This is a genomic window from Streptomyces sp. NPDC043867 (assembly GCF_056435845.1).
On record NZ_JBWKDS010000002.1, the window covers coordinates 337,656 to 352,881 of the forward strand.

General features: G+C 70.6%; 15 protein-coding genes and 1 pseudogene. 3 read left to right on the forward strand and 13 right to left on the reverse strand.

What is annotated here, in order from left to right; all coding sequences use genetic code 11:
- Positions 1 to 79: 79 nt before the first annotated feature.
- From AC069T_RS03360 to AC069T_RS03370, 3 genes and pseudogenes are all read left to right on the forward strand, one after another.
- Positions 80 to 271 (forward strand): annotated as a pseudogene (locus AC069T_RS03360) (transcriptional regulator); the annotation flags it as partial.
- A gap of 56 nt (positions 272 to 327) precedes the next feature.
- On the forward strand, positions 328 to 1,851 hold the full coding sequence (exaC, locus tag AC069T_RS03365) for an acetaldehyde dehydrogenase ExaC (RefSeq protein ID WP_478781088.1): 1,524 nt from the start codon (positions 328 to 330) through the stop codon (positions 1,849 to 1,851).
- Positions 1,852 to 2,780: 929 nt separating this feature from the next.
- Positions 2,781 to 3,155, forward strand: coding sequence for a hypothetical protein (locus AC069T_RS03370; protein ID WP_478781089.1), 375 nt, complete (start codon positions 2,781 to 2,783; stop codon positions 3,153 to 3,155).
- Between the two features lie 57 nt (positions 3,156 to 3,212).
- Here the strand turns inward: AC069T_RS03370 and hypE are convergent, their stop codons facing one another.
- The 13 genes from hypE to AC069T_RS03435 all read right to left on the reverse strand — a co-directional run bounded on the left by hypE (position 3,213) and on the right by AC069T_RS03435 (position 15,155).
- Positions 3,213 to 4,292 carry a hydrogenase expression/formation protein HypE gene (hypE, locus tag AC069T_RS03375; RefSeq protein ID WP_478781090.1) on the reverse strand — a complete coding sequence of 360 codons (1,080 nt, stop codon included), beginning with the start codon at positions 4,290 to 4,292 and terminating at the stop codon, positions 3,213 to 3,215.
- The gene (gene hypD / locus AC069T_RS03380) at positions 4,285 to 5,412 is read right to left on the reverse strand and encodes a hydrogenase formation protein HypD (RefSeq protein WP_328784326.1); all 1,128 of its coding nucleotides are present in this window, start codon (positions 5,410 to 5,412) and stop codon (positions 4,285 to 4,287) included. Before hypD ends, hypE begins: the two co-directional genes overlap by 8 nt.
- Positions 5,409 to 5,717: a HypC/HybG/HupF family hydrogenase formation chaperone gene (locus AC069T_RS03385; RefSeq protein WP_390110043.1), complete on the reverse strand. Its 309-nt coding sequence runs from the start codon at positions 5,715 to 5,717 to the stop codon at positions 5,409 to 5,411. The genes hypD and AC069T_RS03385 overlap by 4 nt, the downstream gene beginning before the upstream one ends.
- A 32-nt stretch (positions 5,718 to 5,749) precedes the next feature.
- Positions 5,750 to 8,140, reverse strand: a complete 2,391-nt coding sequence (gene hypF, locus AC069T_RS03390; RefSeq protein ID WP_478781091.1) for a carbamoyltransferase HypF — start codon at positions 8,138 to 8,140, stop codon at positions 5,750 to 5,752.
- Complete coding sequence (hypB, locus tag AC069T_RS03395; RefSeq protein ID WP_478781092.1) at positions 8,137 to 8,892, reverse strand: hydrogenase nickel incorporation protein HypB; 756 nt, start codon at positions 8,890 to 8,892, stop codon at positions 8,137 to 8,139. The genes hypF and hypB overlap by 4 nt, the downstream gene beginning before the upstream one ends.
- Before the next feature lie 3 nt (positions 8,893 to 8,895).
- Positions 8,896 to 9,294 (reverse strand): hydrogenase maturation nickel metallochaperone HypA, encoded by a 399-nt coding sequence (hypA, locus tag AC069T_RS03400; RefSeq protein WP_478781093.1) that lies wholly within the window; start codon positions 9,292 to 9,294, stop codon positions 8,896 to 8,898.
- Between the two features lie 143 nt (positions 9,295 to 9,437).
- Positions 9,438 to 9,542, reverse strand: coding sequence for a DUF6893 family small protein (locus tag AC069T_RS03405; protein ID WP_478781094.1), 105 nt, complete (start codon positions 9,540 to 9,542; stop codon positions 9,438 to 9,440).
- 11 nt (positions 9,543 to 9,553) lie between these two features.
- Positions 9,554 to 10,096, reverse strand: a complete 543-nt coding sequence (locus AC069T_RS03410; protein ID WP_478781095.1) for a hydrogenase maturation protease — start codon at positions 10,094 to 10,096, stop codon at positions 9,554 to 9,556.
- On the reverse strand, positions 10,093 to 11,523 hold the full coding sequence (locus AC069T_RS03415) for a hypothetical protein (RefSeq protein WP_478781096.1): 1,431 nt from the start codon (positions 11,521 to 11,523) through the stop codon (positions 10,093 to 10,095). Before AC069T_RS03415 ends, AC069T_RS03410 begins: the two co-directional genes overlap by 4 nt.
- On the reverse strand, positions 11,520 to 12,206 hold the full coding sequence (locus tag AC069T_RS03420) for a DUF6084 family protein (RefSeq protein ID WP_478781097.1): 687 nt from the start codon (positions 12,204 to 12,206) through the stop codon (positions 11,520 to 11,522). Before AC069T_RS03420 ends, AC069T_RS03415 begins: the two co-directional genes overlap by 4 nt.
- On the reverse strand, positions 12,203 to 12,844 hold the full coding sequence (locus AC069T_RS03425) for a DUF5947 family protein (RefSeq protein WP_478781098.1): 642 nt from the start codon (positions 12,842 to 12,844) through the stop codon (positions 12,203 to 12,205). The genes AC069T_RS03420 and AC069T_RS03425 overlap by 4 nt, the downstream gene beginning before the upstream one ends.
- Positions 12,841 to 13,374 carry a hypothetical protein gene (locus tag AC069T_RS03430; protein ID WP_478781099.1) on the reverse strand — a complete coding sequence of 178 codons (534 nt, stop codon included), beginning with the start codon at positions 13,372 to 13,374 and terminating at the stop codon, positions 12,841 to 12,843. Before AC069T_RS03430 ends, AC069T_RS03425 begins: the two co-directional genes overlap by 4 nt.
- Positions 13,371 to 15,155, reverse strand: a complete 1,785-nt coding sequence (locus AC069T_RS03435; RefSeq protein WP_478781100.1) for a nickel-dependent hydrogenase large subunit — start codon at positions 15,153 to 15,155, stop codon at positions 13,371 to 13,373. Before AC069T_RS03435 ends, AC069T_RS03430 begins: the two co-directional genes overlap by 4 nt.
- Positions 15,156 to 15,226 lie beyond the last annotated feature (71 nt).

The following is a 15,226-nucleotide window of genomic DNA, read 5'->3' on the forward strand; positions in this document are numbered from 1 at the left end:
CGTGCCCCCCCCCCCCTCCTGCTCCCCCCCCCCCCCCCCCCCCCCCCCCCCCCCCCCCCCCCCCCCCCCCCCCCCCCCCCGCGACCCCGATCTGCTGGCGGACTGGGCGCACGCACCCTGGGGCGAGGACGATCTCGTCGTGTGGCGGGCGCTGGCGGCGGTACGGCCGACGGTGACGGTGCGTTCGCGTCTGGCCGAGCTGGACGCCGAGCTGTCGGCACAGGGGCCGCCCGCGGGACGCGCAACGTGGTCGCAACGTTCCGGTTCCTAGCCTCGCGGTGAGAGCTGCCCAGCGGCGGGCAGCGCTGCTCCGGGAGGCAGACCAGCATGACCCGTTACACGGCGCCCGGCACCGACGGCGCGATCGTCTCCTACCAGGCGCGTTACGACCACTTCATCGGCGGCGAGTACGTGCCGCCGGCCCGAGGGCAGTACTTCGAGAACCCGAGCCCGGTGAACGGTCAGCCGTTCACGGAGGTCGCCCGGGGCACGGCGGAGGACGTGGAGCGCGCGCTGGACGCGGCCCACGCGGCAGCTCCGGCCTGGGGACGCACGTCGGTGACCGAGCGCTCCGGCATCCTCCTCAGGATCGCCGACCGGATGGAGGCGAATCTGGAGAAGCTGGCGGTCGCCGAGAGCTGGGAGAACGGCAAGCCGGTGCGCGAGACCCTGGCGGCCGACATCCCCCTGGCGATCGATCACTTCCGCTATTTCGCGGGGGCGGTCCGCGCCCAGGAGGGCTCGCTCGGTGAGGTCGACGACGACACGGTCGCGTACCACTTCCATGAGCCGCTCGGCGTGGTGGCGCAGATCATTCCGTGGAACTTCCCGATCCTGATGGCCGTGTGGAAGCTGGCCCCGGCGCTCGCGGCGGGCAACGCGGTCGTCATCAAGCCCGCCGAGCAGACCCCGGCGTCCATCCACTACTGGATGAGCCTGATCGCCGACCTGCTTCCGCCGGGGGTCGTGAACATCGTCAACGGGTTCGGTGTGGAGGCCGGCAAGCCGCTCGCGTCCAGTCCGCGGGTGGCGAAGGTGGCGTTCACCGGTGAGACCACGACGGGGCGGTTGATCATGCAGTACGCCTCGGAGAACATCAAGCCGGTCACGCTGGAGCTGGGCGGCAAGTCGCCGAACATCTTCTTCGACGACGTGTGGGACAAGGACGACGACTTCCGCGACAAGGCGCTCGAGGGCTTCACGATGTTCGCGCTCAACCAGGGCGAGGTGTGCACGTGTCCCTCGCGGGCGCTGGTGCAGCGCGGTCACTACCGGGAGTTCCTGGAAGCGGCCGTCGCCCGCACCGAACTCATCACGTCGGGCCACCCGCTCGACACCGGCACGATGATCGGCGCTCAGGCGTCCAACGACCAGCTGGAGAAGATCCTTTCCTACTTCGACATCGGCCGGCAGGAGGGCGCCAAGGTCCTCACGGGCGGCGAGCGCATCGAGCACGACGGGGAGCTCAAGGGCGGGTACTACGTGCAGCCGACGATCTTCGAAGGTGACAACCGGATGCGGATCTTCCAGGAGGAGATCTTCGGGCCGGTCGTCTCGGTGACGTCCTTCGACGACTTCGACGACGCCATCGAGACCGCCAACGACACGCTGTACGGACTCGGCGCGGGTGTGTGGACGCGGGACATCAACACCGCCTACCGCGCGGGCCGTTCGATCCAGGCGGGCCGGGTCTGGACGAACTGCTACCACGCGTATCCCGCACACGCGGCGTTCGGCGGCTACAAGCAGTCGGGCATCGGCCGCGAGAACCACAAGATGATGCTGGAGCACTACCAGCAGACGAAGAACGTTTTGGTTTCATACAGTCCGAAGAAACTTGGGTTCTTCTAGAGCCTGAAGTCGGTTGCCTGGAGGCATCGTTGCGCTCCAGGCAACGCGACATGACAGCTACCCAACGTAATGAGTTGGCTTCTTATCGTTACTCTCCGGCGTCCTGCGGGGTTCCACCCGGACCAGGGGCGGACCAATTGGCGTCGGAAGACATCGCCCCGCGAGCCGCCTGCTCATGTGTGCAGCGACCCGACAAATACCCGTAGGCAGCACTCGAACCGCCGACACGACCTTCCTTGTCGTGCACCAAGGGCTGTTCGGGCTGCACATGGGCCCGGACCGTCGTCTCTCCCACACCCAGTTCGAGCGCGATCTCCGCATGGGACAGACCGCCGATAAGGGCGCGCAGGCGCCGCACACTGTGAGGGGACCACGACGACGGAACGGTCGCGCCGGGGTCGCGACGATCGACACCGCGAAAGCGCCCGGGATGATCTCCCTGCGCGTCCCGCACGACATGTCGATCCTGGAACTCAGCGACCGGCTGCACTGCCAGGGATGTCGAGCGGGTGGTGATGGAGGCGACGAGTTCGTACTGGCGCCCGTACTTCTCCGCACTCGAAGCACGCAACATCGAGTGCCGAACGGCTCGCGAACGGGCAGGACGCGGATGCAATCTCGCCGGTCACGTCCACTTCACCCACTCGCCGCGAGCAGCTCGGGCGGTCCTTCACCTCATACCCCCGTACGGTCTCACTGACCGCCTGTCCGATGCCGAGACCGCGCATCCGGCGTGCTGCCGCACAGCACCGGCACGACCAAGATCCGGACCAGGCCAGGGCGTCTGTCGCAGTTCGGCAGCCCGACTTCCGCAGCAGCGCCGGAATGGGTCATGAAATGCCCAAAATAGTGCAAGGTGGAATAATCTACCTAACTTGGGAACGCCGTCACCGGTGTCCCCCACTGACCGTGAAAAGGCGGATCCGCCCATGTCGAAGAAACCACGTTCGTCCGAGCCACCGCACGGAAAGGGTCCAAGCCGTCACCAGGGCACCGGACAGCACGGCTGGTCGCCCGATGTGGACGAGACGCGCCAGCAGGACAACCCGAGCGCCCACCGCTCCTTCCGGCCTGAGCAGGCCGGCGAAAGAGGTCCGGGCCGGACGAAGTCCGCGGAAGAGACGAAGCCCGTTCCGGGCGAAACGGCCAAGAGTCGCGGCGCGCGCGGCGAGAAGTACGGCGACGCGGACGAGAAGGGCAGACACGACACCGGACGCAAGGGCCGCTCCCAGCGCCCCAGCGGCACGAAGGACGCTGCCGCCAAGACCGGCGTGGACCCCCAGGATCCGCCGCCCGGGCGCTGACCGGATCAGTCCTCCGATCGGGCCCGGACGGCAGATCCTCGGCGAACGACGCCCCTGTCAGCAGATCCGCGGCAGTTGCTCCCCGATCGGTAGATCGACCACCCGCGTCCCTCCCAGGCCGGTCCGTGCCACGACCATGCCGGGATGCGCCGCCACGGCCTCTCCGATGATCACGGAGTCCGCGCCCAGAGGATGGGCGCGCATCGCCCCGAGGACGGCGTCGGCGTGCTCGCGCGGGACGAAGGCCACCAGCTTGCCCTCGTTGGCGATGTACATGGGGTCCAGTCCGAGAATGGCGCAGGCGTTGGCCACGGCCGGCGGGACCGGGACATCGCGTTCCTGGATGACCACCCCGGTCCCGGAGGCCTGAGCGATCTCGTTGAGCGAGGCCGCCAGGCCGCCCCGGGTCGGATCGCGCAGGACGTGCAGATCGGAGGTGACGGCGAGCATGGCGTCGACCAGGCCGCCGAGCGCCGCGCAGTCACTCTTGATCTCCACTCCGAATTCCAGTCCCTCGCGTACGCTCATGACCGCCACCCCGTGGACGCCGATGGCGCCGCTGACGATCACGACGTCGCCGGGAACGACCCGCTGAGGGCGCAGATCGACGCCCGCCGGGACGAGACCGATGCCCGCGGTGTTGATGTAGATCCCGTCGCCGTGGCCGGCCTCCACCACCTTGGTGTCCCCGGTGGCCACCTCCACACCGGCGGTGCGCGCGGCCGCCCCCAGAGCCTCGGACACCCGAGTGACCACATCCAGCTCGACGCCCTCCTCCAGGATGAATCCGCAGGAGAGGTAGGCGGCGCGGGCGCCGCTCATGGCGAGGTCGTTGACGGTGCCGTTGACCGCCAGGTCGCCGATGCTGCCGCCGGGGAAGAACAGCGGCCGCACCACGTAGGAGTCGGTGGAGAACGCCAGCCGGGCACCGCCCAGGGAGAGGACGGCGGCGTCACCCATCTGGGCGAGCACCTGGCCCCCGAAAGCGGGAGCGAAGATCTGTTGGACCAGTTCGGCGGAGAGCACTCCGCCGCCGCCGTGGCCCATGACGACACGCGGCCGGTCCCGCAGGGGCGCCGGACACGTCCACGCCTCGACGTCCAGGGCGGGGGCGGGGAGATCGGTGGTGTCAGACAACGGGGGTCGCCTCCTGGGCCTTGGTGGCGGGCATGTCCAGCCGCCGGTAGAGGTAGTACGCGGCGCAGGCTCCCTCGCTGGAGACCATGGTGGCCCCCAGCGGCGTACGAGGCGTGCACAGAGTGCCGAAGGCCTCGCACTCGTGCGGCTTGAGCAGTCCCTGCAGGACCTCTCCGCTGCGGCACTCGGCGGGCTCCTGGGTGCGGATGCCCTCGACGGAGAAGCGGTGCTCGGCGTCGTAGGCGCGGTACTTCGGCGCCAGCCGCCAGCCGCTCTGCGGGATCACGCCGATGCCGCGCCAGGCGCGGTCGGTGACCTCGAAGACGTCCTCCAGCATGGCCCGGGCGGCCGGGTTGCCCTCCGCGCGAACGGCACGGGCGTAGGCGTTGTCGACGGTGTGCTCACCGCGTTCCAGCTGCCGGACGGTACGGCGCACGCCTTCGAGGATGTCCAGGGGCTCGAAGCCCGTCACGACGATCGGCACCCGGAAGCGCTCCGCCAGTTCCGGGTACTCCCCCATGCCCATCACGCTGCAGACATGGCCGGCCGCGAGGAAGCCCTGCACCCGGCAGCTCGGCGAGGACATGATCGCCTCGATGGCGGGCGGGACGCGGACATGGGACACCAGCATGCTGAAGTTCGGGATGCCCAGCTTCCGGGCCTGATGGACCGTCATGGCGTTGGGAGGTGCGGTGGTCTCGAAGCCGATGCCGAAGAACACCACCTCGCGGTCCGGGTTCTGCTGGGCGATCCGCAGCGCGTCGAGCGGTGAGTAGACGACGCGCACGTCACCGCCCTCTCCGCGGACCTGGAACAGGTCCCGCCCGGTGCCCGGCACACGCAGCATGTCACCGAAGGAACAGAAGATCACCTCCGGTCGGGAGGCGATCTCCAGAGCCTTGTCGATGACCTCCAGCGGAGTCACGCACACCGGACAGCCGGGTCCGTGGATCAACTCGACTTTGTCCGGCAGGAGTTGGTCGATGCCGTGGCGGATGATGCTGTGCGTCTGCCCTCCGCACACCTCCATCAGGGCCCACGGCCTGGTCACCGTGGCGTGGATGTCGTCGAGGAGCCGGCGGGCCAGCTCCGGGTCCTGGAACTCGTCGATGTACTTCACTGGTTGCGCACCTCTTCCACCGGTTCCGAGCCCGCCGCCTCCGCCGCCGCCGTTTCCCAGGGGTCGCCGAACTCCTCCTGCAGCAGGCCGAGTTCGGCGAAGAGTTCGAGTGTCTGCCGCGCCGACTCCTCGTCCAGCCGCTGCAGGGCGAACCCGACGTGGACGATGGCGTACTCGCCGACCTGGAGGTCGGGCAGATACTCCAGGCACACCTCCTTGACGACGCCGCCGAAGTCGACGGTTGCCATCCGGGTACCGTCCCGTTCCTCGATGTCCAGCACTCTGCCGGGTACCGCCAGGCACATGAGCCTCTCCTCGCTGTGGGTCGCGCGTTTGCTCAGTCGGTGGGAGTGGGAGTGGCGCGGGCGGCCACCATCAGTTGGCCCAGCGCCAGGCCACCGTCGTTGGGCGGCACAAGGTGGTGCCGCAGGACCGTGAAACCGTCCTCGCGCAGGGTGGCGGCACAGGCCGAGGAGAGCAGCGTGTTGGCGAACACGCCTCCCGTCAGGGCGACCGTGTCCAGCCCGTGCCGCTCTCGCGCCCGCGCGCACATCCGGTGCACCAGGCCGGTCACGCCCCGGTGGAAGCGCGCGGCGACCAGGGCCGGCTCGACACCCACGCGCAGGTCGCCGACGATCGCCGCGAGTACGGGTGCCGGATCGGCCCGTACGGCGCCGTCCCGGTTCTCCTCCGACTCGTGCAGCGCGAAGGCGTACGCGGTGGTGTCGTCGGCCGGTGCGTGCAGAGCCGCCCCCTCCAGTTCGACGGCGGCCTGTGCCTCGTACCCGGCCAGGTGGCACACCCCGGCGAGAGAGGACACCGCGTCGAAGAGCCGGCCCATGCTCGACGTGGGGACACAGTTCAGACCGCGCTCCAACTGCTTTTCCAGCACGTGGAGTTCGTCGGGGGGGCAGGCGGTCGTACAGGCGAGGTCGTCGGACCAGTCGATCCCGGCCGCCCTCAGATGGGCCAGCGCCATGCGGTACGGCCGGCGCACCGCGGCGTCACCACCGGGCAGTGGAACATACGCGAGATGCCCGAACCGGGTGAAGCGGTCGTAGTCCGCGAGCAGGAACTCCCCGCCCCACACGGCGCCGTCGTCGCCGTGGCCGGTGCCGTCGAAGGCGACGCCGATCACCGGCCGGGTGCCGTCCAGTCCGTGCTCGGCCATGGCGGCGGCAATGTGCGCGTGATGGTGCTGGACGCGTACGACGGGCCGGTGCGCCGCGTTCCGGTCGGCCCATCCGGCGGAGCGGTAGCCGGGATGCCGGTCGGAGACCCTGGCCTCGGGCCGCACTCCCGTGATGGACTCCAACTGCGCCGCCGCGCGCTCGAAGGCCCGTTGGGTGCCGACGTCGTCCATGTCGCCGATGTGCGCCGACAGCCAGGCCTGACGGCCCGCCCCGAGACAGAAGGCGTTCTTCAGGTCTCCGCCGACGGCGAGGGCCGGCCGTACGGGCAGCGGGAGGGAGACCGGCAGCGGGGCGTAGCCACGCGAGCGGCGGATCACCAGTGGCTCCCCGTCGCAGACGCGGACCACGGAGTCGTCGCACGGGACGTGGATCGGCCGGTCGTGCGTGAGCCAGGCGTCGGCCAGGTGCGCGAGTCGCTCCAGCGCCTCGTTGTCGTCGGTGACGATCGGCTCGCCGGACAGGTTGCCGCTGGTCATGACGAGCAGCCCGGGGCCGTCCGGGTCGCCGGGCAGACCGAGCAGCAGATGGTGCACGGGCGTGTAGGGCAGCATCACGCCGAGGTCGGGGCTGCCGGGTGCCACGGCCTCGGCGGGTCGGAGGTCCCCGGGGGCGCACGACGGGTGCGGACGCCGCCTCAGCAGGACGACCGGCCCGGCACGGCCTTCGAGCAGGCTCCGCTCCGCCGGGCTCAGCCGGACGAGGTGACGGACGTCGTCAGCGGTCCTGGCCATGATGGCGAACGGCTTGTCCCCGCGCGCCTTCCGCCGGCGCAGGAGGGCGACCGCCTCCTGGTTCGTGGCATCGCAGGCCAGGTGGTAGCCGCCCAGGCCCTTCACGGCGAGGATCGCGCCTCGCGTCAGCAGCGTGCGGGCGTCGGTGAGCGGGTCCGCCCCCTCGACATTCCCGATCCGTGCCTCCTGGGCGAGGACCAGCCGCAGACGGGGCCCGCAGGCCGGGCAGGCGACCGGCTGCGCGTGGAACCGGCGGTCGGCCGGATCCTCGTACTCGCGGGCGCAGTCGGCGCACATCGCAAAGCCGGCCATGGTGGTGTTCGCCCGGTCGTACGGCACGCCGGTGACGATCGTGAAGCGCGGGCCGCAGTGAGTGCAGTTGACGAACGGGTGCCGGTAGCGCCGGTCCGCCGGGGCGGCCAACTCGGCGAGGCAGTCGGCACAGGTGGCGGAGTCAGGGGAGACCAGGGTGCGGGCCGGTCCGCCGGTGCGCGAGGTGAGGATGGTGAACCCGGTGCCGCCGACGGGAGGCATCTCCCTGTGGTGGACGGACTCCACGCGGGCCAGCGGCGGTGCCTGGGCGGCGATCAGGTCGCAGAACCGGGCGACGGCCGAGGCGTTGCCCTCGACCTCCGCGACGACGCCCTCCGGGGTGTTGGTCACGTGTCCGGCCAGGGCGAGCTCGGTGGCAAGGCCGTAGAGGTAGGGCCTGAAGCCCACGCCCTGTACCACTCCCCGGACAGTGACCCGGCGGCGTCGTGGGGTGTTCTCGGCGACGACGGTCGGAGCCTGCGGACCGCTCACAAGTGGGTATGGGCCATGGTGCCGGTGGCCTCCGGGTGCGTGTGCGGGTGAGTGTGGTGATGAGGCTGCCGGGTCATGACCGGTGAGTGGACAGGAGTGCCGTCCATGGCGGCCAGCGCCCGGTCGAGCAGCGCGCCGGCTCCCTGCCCCCGGCGTGCCGACGTCAGGATCACCTCGACTCCGGGGTTGACCTGCTGCACATTCGCGCGGAACGCCGCCTCGTCGAACTCGACGGCCTCCGCGATGTCGGTCTTGGTGACCACCACGAGGTGGGCGAGACCGAAGGCGGTGGGGTACTTGAGTGGCTTGTCCTCCCCCTCCGTCACAGAAGCGAGGGTGACCCTCAGGGTCTCCCCCAGGTCGTAGGAGGCCGGGCAGACCAGGTTGCCGACGTTCTCCACGAACAGCAGCCGGGTGTCGTCGGGCAGCCACCCGTCCAGGTGCCCGGCGAGCATCCCCGCCTCCAGGTGGCACAGTCCGTCGGTGAGTACCTGCTTGACGGGGACCCCCGAACGCGCCAGCCGGGCCGCGTCGTTCTCGGTGGCCAGATCGGCGCTCAGCGCCGCGACGGGAACGGCTCGCTCCCGTGCCCGCAGCAGTTCGCGCTCCAGCAGCGCGGTCTTGCCGCTGCCCGGACTGGACAGCAAGTTGACGAGCGCGATGCCTCGAGCCGCGAGGTGCGCGCGCAGTTCGTGGGCGCTCGCGTCGTTCTTCGCGAGTACGGCCTGCCGCAGGTCGACGACACGGCACATGGTTCAGCGCTCCTCGGAGATCGGTTCGCGGGTGGGCGTGTGCGTGGGGCCGCCGTCGTGCCAGTGCACGTCGAGGATCTGCAGTTCCCGGCCCGCGAACAGGTCGGTCCGCGTACCGCCGCACGCGGGGCAGGTCAGCCGGGGCGGCATGCCGACGGCCCATTCGTGTGCGCAGGGGGTGCAGCGGGCCCGCCCAGGCACCGCTTCGATGATCAGTTCGGCGCCTTCCAGCAGGGTTCCGGCGCAGGCCAGTTCGAAGGAGAAGGCGAGTGCGTCGGGTACGACTCCGGCCAGTTCGCCCACCTGGAGCCGTACCGATCGCACCGCCGTGACGTCTTTGGCCCGTGCGGCGGCCTCTTCCACCTGGTCGACGACGGCCAGCGCGATGGACATCTCGTGCATGGGTCCGAGCCCTTCCGCAGCCTGCCTCCCGCCGGGCTTCATTAGAGGCGGGCGCCCCTTGGTCGCGCGGCCCGGCACGCCGTCACCGGCCGACAGATACACCGTTCGACGCAACCGCACGGCACACCGGTGGCTCCCACGGTTCACATCCGTCGGATCCGTAGGTAGCGCCGGACGTCGGGAAGCACCTCGGCGACGACAGCGACCAGGGCGGCGAGAGCCGCTCCGCCGATGATGATCTTCTTCATCCCGTCTCTCCTCATGTCGGAGCCTCAGCGGTGGAGGCCTGCGCCACGGACGGCTCGCCGTCCCGCAGCAGCTCTTCGATCAGCCGGACGGCCTCCGGTACGGCATCGGACACCGTCGGGCTGAGACCGATGCCCTCGTCCACCGAGGCCGGTTCGCATCCCACGACCAGCACGCGGCGTGGTGGCTCGCCGCCGGTCCCGGCGCACAGGGTGCCCAGCAGCGCCAGGACGGCGCCGGGGGTCATCCGGTGGCCGTCCAGCGTGGCCGCGGGGGGCGAAGGGCTCCCGCCGATGTCGTGTTCGATCACGTACAGCGTGCCGGGGGCTTCGCCGCGTGCCGTGGCGTCCACGAGAACGAGGGTGTCGTAGCCGTCCAGCAGCTGATAGGCGAGGTGCACCCCGCGCACCCCGATGTCCACGACCTCGATGTGTCCGGGCAGGTCGTGCTCGGCGAGCCGGCGGGCGGTCTCCACGCCGAAGCCGTCGTCTTGGAGGAAGACGTTGCCGATGCCCGCCACGAGCGTCCTTGAACCAGGCGGTGGGGGAAGATTCATACGTCGTCCTCCAGCAGTGTGACCTCGTCGGGCTGGAAGTACAGGAACCGTCCCTGCTCGCGGCGGACGTCGGCGCCCGGGTCGCCCTCGACTGTGACCGCCAGGTGCACTCCGCCGTCCACGTCGTGCAGCACCGCTTCGACCTTCGCGGTGCGGCCCCGCAGGAAGATGTCCTGCGCGTCGGTGCGCCGCGCCCCCGGACGCAACTCGACGCGGCTGCCCTTGCCCACCGACCGGCCGTCCACGACCACCCGGTCCTGCGCCGGGTCGAAGCCCGCGTCGCTCGCGGGGTCCCACCAGGGGGTGTCCGGCCGCATCACCCCGTTTTCGTCGGGGAAGCCGCCGTCCGGGGCGGCGGGGCCGGGACCGGTCACCTCGCGCAGGCTCCGCACCGCCCCGTGCAGCCGCTCCAGAACCTCGGCCGGCATCGAGTCCGCCAGTTCGATCACGGCGGCCGCCCGCTCGTCGGTGCCCCGGGCCTCGCGTTTCTCCTCGTCGGTGAGGGCCGCGGTGCGCAGCGCGAGGATCTCGTCGATCTCCGTGGCGTCGTAGAGCGCGCCGGGACTCTCCGGCGCGATGGCCGGATGGTCCTCCAGGATGATCGGCGAGGACAGCACGAGGTCGGCGCGGCCGGCTTCGCCCGCGAGTACGGGCCAGGTGTGCAGGTTGCGGCAGCCGGCGACCGCGCCCTTCGCCCACTCGGGGGGATCGGTCATCGACAGGAAGGAACCGGCGCTGAGGGCCATGAGGAGGTGGGTGGCCACCAGGGAGTGCGGCAGGGCCGCCTCCCGGTCCGCGCCGCGGCCCTCGGGGGGTGTCCAGTCGCTGGTGTTCTCGATGACGGCGGTCAGCCGCATGGCCCGGTAGGGGCCGTCGAGTTCGAGGGCGGAGAGCCGTACCGTCCCGCTGATCTCCTCGCAGCGCCGGACCAGTCGGCCGACGGCGCGGCCGGCCTCGTCCAGGACCGGCTCGGTGTCCTCGCGGGCGGGGAGCCGGAAGGGGTACGTGACGCCGTCGCCGAGGAGCTCGTCGACCGACGCGACCACCTCGACGCGCTCTTCGCTTCCCTCGTCCCAGGGCACCAACACCCGGTCGTCGAGGTGGAGTTCGGGCACCGTGTCGAAGCCGCCGTCCGGACGGGCCCGCTGCACCGTGCGCCTTCGGGCGTGCAGGAAGCGCACCTCGACCGAGAGGGTCGCCCCCGCCTTCGGTTCCATCAGGCATTCGGTGTGCTGGAAGTCGTGCTCCTCGCACTCGGTGCCCCAGCCGGGTGGCACGAGCACACCGAACTGCCAGCGCAGCCGGTTCTTGGCCGCCGAGGCGCGGTACGGGTAGAGCACATAGCCCTCGAAGAGGACGGCGTCGGCCACCTGCCGGGCGAGAGCGAAACGCTCCTCGGTATCGGGGGCGAACGCGGTCACGGTCACGGATCGGTCCTTCCGGTGGTGGCGGTGAGGGCGCGCAGCGGGTCGTGCGCGGGCGGGTCGGCACCCTCCTCCAGCAGCGCCGCGACGGTCGCCTCCCAGGAGGGCAGGGCGTGCCGGGAGCGGTAGGCGAGGAGGGCGTCCATGGTGTCGCGGGGCAGCCGGATCCAGCCGCAGCCGGGGAAGTGCTGCTCGACCATCTCCCGCCAGGCGGTGACGGGCATCCGGAAGGCCGCCTCGCGGTCCCACGGGACGGGCTCCACCTGGAAGCCGCCGGTTCCGGTGAACGCCGTACCGGAGAAGAGCATCAGCAGGGGGACCTCGCCGTCGGTGAGCGCGGTGAGGTAGCGGGTGGCGGCGATCTCCATGTCGTAGGTGCAGGGCACGACGAGGTCGGTCTCGATCTCTCCGGTGAAGCTCGGGACCATGACCGAGACCTGGGCGAACTGCACCGGCTGGAGCGTGCTGCCCCAGCGTGAGCGCTCGCCGAAGAGGTCCGCGAGACCGTCCGCCTCGGCGGGCTCGTAGCCGCGGCGGGCAGGTTCGATGCGGATCTGGCAGCGCAACGCGAGGGCGTGCACGCGCGCGTTGTCGGCAGCGGTGACGCGAAGCCGGAAGACGAGGGTCGGTCCGGCGGCGTACCGGTCGGCACGGACACCGGTGCAGGCGAAGGAGAACTCGGTCACGGGTGACCCCCCTCGCCCAGGGGCCGGGCGCGTCGCGCGACGTCAGCGAAGAACGCGTCCAGCGCGGCCCGGGCCTCGGCTCCGCCGTCGAAGCCCTGCCACAACAGACGCATGCGGCCGACGAGTTCGTAGCAGATGTCGATGGGTACGAGGTGGCACTCGCAGCCGCCGTTCGTGCGGCGCAGCAGTAGCGCCTCCACATCGGCTTCGAGCAGTCCGGCGAGGCGGCTGCCACCGAGGACGTCCGTCCACGTGGCCGGTTCGAGTTCGCTCTCGGTGGCTCCGGCCGGGCTCGGGTAGAGGGCGACCAACCGGTCGAGCGCCGCGTTGCGGAAGAGGAAGGCGACCCCGACCGGGATCTGCAGCGCCTCCCACGCGCTCTCGTCGAGGCGGTGTCCGGGGTCGGTGAGGTAGCGGGCCGGGACCGTACAGAAGCGGCCGGCGGCGGCGCCCGGCTGCTCCATCAGCAGCGCGCAGGGGGGGCAGGCGCAGACGAGGGCGCGTTTCTCGGTGTCGACGAGATGCCGGTGGCCCGCCTCCACCGCCACGGCGCACAGCTCACACCGTTCGGGCTGCGGAGGCTTCTCGGTGAGGAACCTCCGCAGGCCGGGCGTGCGCGTCGCCGGGGACGCCGTCATCGGGCCCCCGTCGGTGCCGTGCCGATCTGCAGGAGCGTCGGCCCCGCCGGGGCGGTCTGTACGTCGACCGCTGTGACCTCCGGTGCGAAGCAGGCGAGCGCTGCCTCCGCAGCCTCCCGGGCACCCGTGCCGGAGCCGCAACCGCAGCCGCCGGCCTCCCGGGCCCGCAGCGTCAGGGTGCCGCTCTCCTCGTCGAAGCCCACCACCTCCAGGGCGGGTTCCCGGACACCGTCGAGGGCGCGGGCGATGCGGGTGTCGCGGTCCTCGGGATGGAGGTCGTGCAGGACGAGCAGGCTCGCGACCAGTCCGTCACCGAGCAGCCCCGCCGGGAGTTCGCCGGGAGTGGCGGACAGCAGGTGGAGCATGCGGGCCAGGCCGGCGCCGTAGAAGTCCATGAGGGACCGGACCAGTTCCTCCGCCGCCGTGGCGGCGGCCGGGTCGCCGCTCGCGGCCAGCCGGTCGAGCACCTCCTCGACACGGCGTCCGGTCTGCTCCGCGTTCACCGGCACTGCCGCGGTCGCCGCGCTCATCCGCCCAGTCCGCTCAGGCCGGTGGGCACGTGCATCGACTTCACCGTCTTGCCGTCCCCGACGTACATGTGGACGCCACAGGGCAGACAGGGGTCGAAGCTGCGGACGGCGCGCATGATGTCGATGCCCTTGAAGTTCTCCGGGGTGTTCTCCTCGAAGATGGGGGTGTTCTGCACGGCGTCCTCGTACGGGCCCGGTGTGCCGAAGGTGTCCCTGGTGCTGGCGTTCCACGGGGTCGGCGGGTACGGGTGGTAGTTGGCGATCTTGCCGTCGCGGATCACCATGTGGTGGGAGAGGACGCCGCGGACCGCCTCGGTGAAGCCGACGCCGATGCCCTCGTCCGGGACCTCGAACTTCTCCCAGGTCTGGGTGCGTCCGGCGCGTACCTCCGCCAGGCCCTTCTCCGCGCAGTGCAGCGCGACGGCGGCCGCGTACGCCTGGAAGTAGGTGCGGGCGCGGTTGCGCTCCAGCGCGTTGGACCACTTCGGGATCTTCCACTCGAAGCTGGTTTCCGGCTTGGTCATGGTGCGGGGCAGGTTGATGACCACGCTGTGGCCGGTGGCCTTGACGTACCCGATGTCCACGAGACCGGACAGGGCTGTGGACCACAGGCGGGCGAGGGGGCCGCCGCCGGTGTCCAGGGCGAGGTGGTCCTTGCCGTCGAACCAGCGGGGCGACATGACCCAGCTGTACTTGTCGTCGAAGTTCCGCTTCTGCGGGGCGGGGATGGTGTGCTGGTTCCACGGGTGACGCGGGTCCACCGGGTTGCCGAGCGGGTCGTGGGTGACGAATTGTTCCTGGCCCTGCCAGTCCTCGTAGTAGGAGCTGCCCAGCAGGATGCGGATGCCGAGGTTGATCTCGGTGAGGTCGTTGGTGACGAGCTTGCCGTCGACGACGACGCCGGGCGTGACGAACATGCGTCGGCCCCAGTCGGTCATGTTGGCGTAGGTGAAGTCGCAGTACTCGGGGTCGTTGAGCGCGCCCCAGCAGCCGAGCATGACCCGGCGGCGGCCCACTTCCTCGTACCCGGGCAGGGCCTCGTAGAAGAAGTCGAACAGATCGTCGTGCAGGGGCACGACGCGCTTCATGAACTCCACGTAGCGCATCAGGCGGCTGAGGTAGTCCGTGAAGAGCTGCACGGAGGCGATGGTTCCGACGCCGCCCGGGTAGAGCGTGGAGGGGTGCACATGGCGGCCCTCCATCAGGCAGAACATCTCCCGCGTGTAGCGGCTGACTTGCAGGGCCTCCCGGTAGAACTCGCCCTCCAGCGGGTTGAGCGAGCGCATGATGTCGGCGATCGTGCGGTAGCCGTGCTCCGCGGCGTGCGGGGCCTCGGTGCGCTCGGCGAGTTCGAGGACGCCGGGGTTGGTCTCCTTGACCATCTTCTCGCAGTAGTCGACCCCGACCAGGTTCTCCTGGAAGATGTTGTGGTCGAACATGTACTCTGCGGACTCGCCAAGGTTGATGATCCACTCGGCGAGGTGCGGGGGCTTCACGCCGTACGCCATGTTCTGCGCGTACACCGAGCAGGTGGCGTGGTTGTCTCCGCAGATGCCGCAGATGCGGCTGGTGATGAAGTGGGCGTCGCGGGGGTCCTTGCCCCGCATGAAGACGCTGTAGCCGCGGAAGACCGACGACGTGCTGTAGCACTCCGCGACCCGCTTCTGCTTGAAATCGATCTTCGTGTGGATGCCCAGGCTGCCCACGATCCGCGTGATCGGGTCCCAGGCCATCTCCACCAGGCCGCTGCCGTCGCCGGCCGCCTTCGTCGTCGGTGCCATCTGTGTGCCGTGCCCTTCGTTGCGCGGGAGGTTCGTGTGGGGGTGCACGGAGCAGGGAGCGGACTACCTGC

Bases quoted from the DNA above. Each gene is read 5' to 3' on its own strand.
- exaC (WP_478781088.1), top strand. From the start codon at position 328: ATGACCCGTTACACGGCGCCCGGCACCGACGGCGCGATCGTCTCCTAC.
- AC069T_RS03370 (WP_478781089.1), top strand. From the start codon at position 2,781: ATGTCGAAGAAACCACGTTCGTCCGAGCCACCGCACGGAAAGGGTCCA.
- AC069T_RS03385 (WP_390110043.1), bottom strand. From the start codon at position 5,717: ATGTGCCTGGCGGTACCCGGCAGAGTGCTGGACATCGAGGAACGGGAC.
- hypB (WP_478781092.1), bottom strand. From the start codon at position 8,892: ATGTGCCGTGTCGTCGACCTGCGGCAGGCCGTACTCGCGAAGAACGAC.
- hypA (WP_478781093.1), bottom strand. From the start codon at position 9,294: ATGCACGAGATGTCCATCGCGCTGGCCGTCGTCGACCAGGTGGAAGAG.
- AC069T_RS03405 (WP_478781094.1), bottom strand. From the start codon at position 9,542: ATGAAGAAGATCATCATCGGCGGAGCGGCTCTCGCCGCCCTGGTCGCT.
- AC069T_RS03410 (WP_478781095.1), bottom strand. From the start codon at position 10,096: ATGAATCTTCCCCCACCGCCTGGTTCAAGGACGCTCGTGGCGGGCATC.
- AC069T_RS03425 (WP_478781098.1), bottom strand. From the start codon at position 12,844: ATGACGGCGTCCCCGGCGACGCGCACGCCCGGCCTGCGGAGGTTCCTC.
- AC069T_RS03430 (WP_478781099.1), bottom strand. From the start codon at position 13,374: ATGAGCGCGGCGACCGCGGCAGTGCCGGTGAACGCGGAGCAGACCGGA.
- AC069T_RS03435 (WP_478781100.1), bottom strand. From the start codon at position 15,155: ATGGCACCGACGACGAAGGCGGCCGGCGACGGCAGCGGCCTGGTGGAG.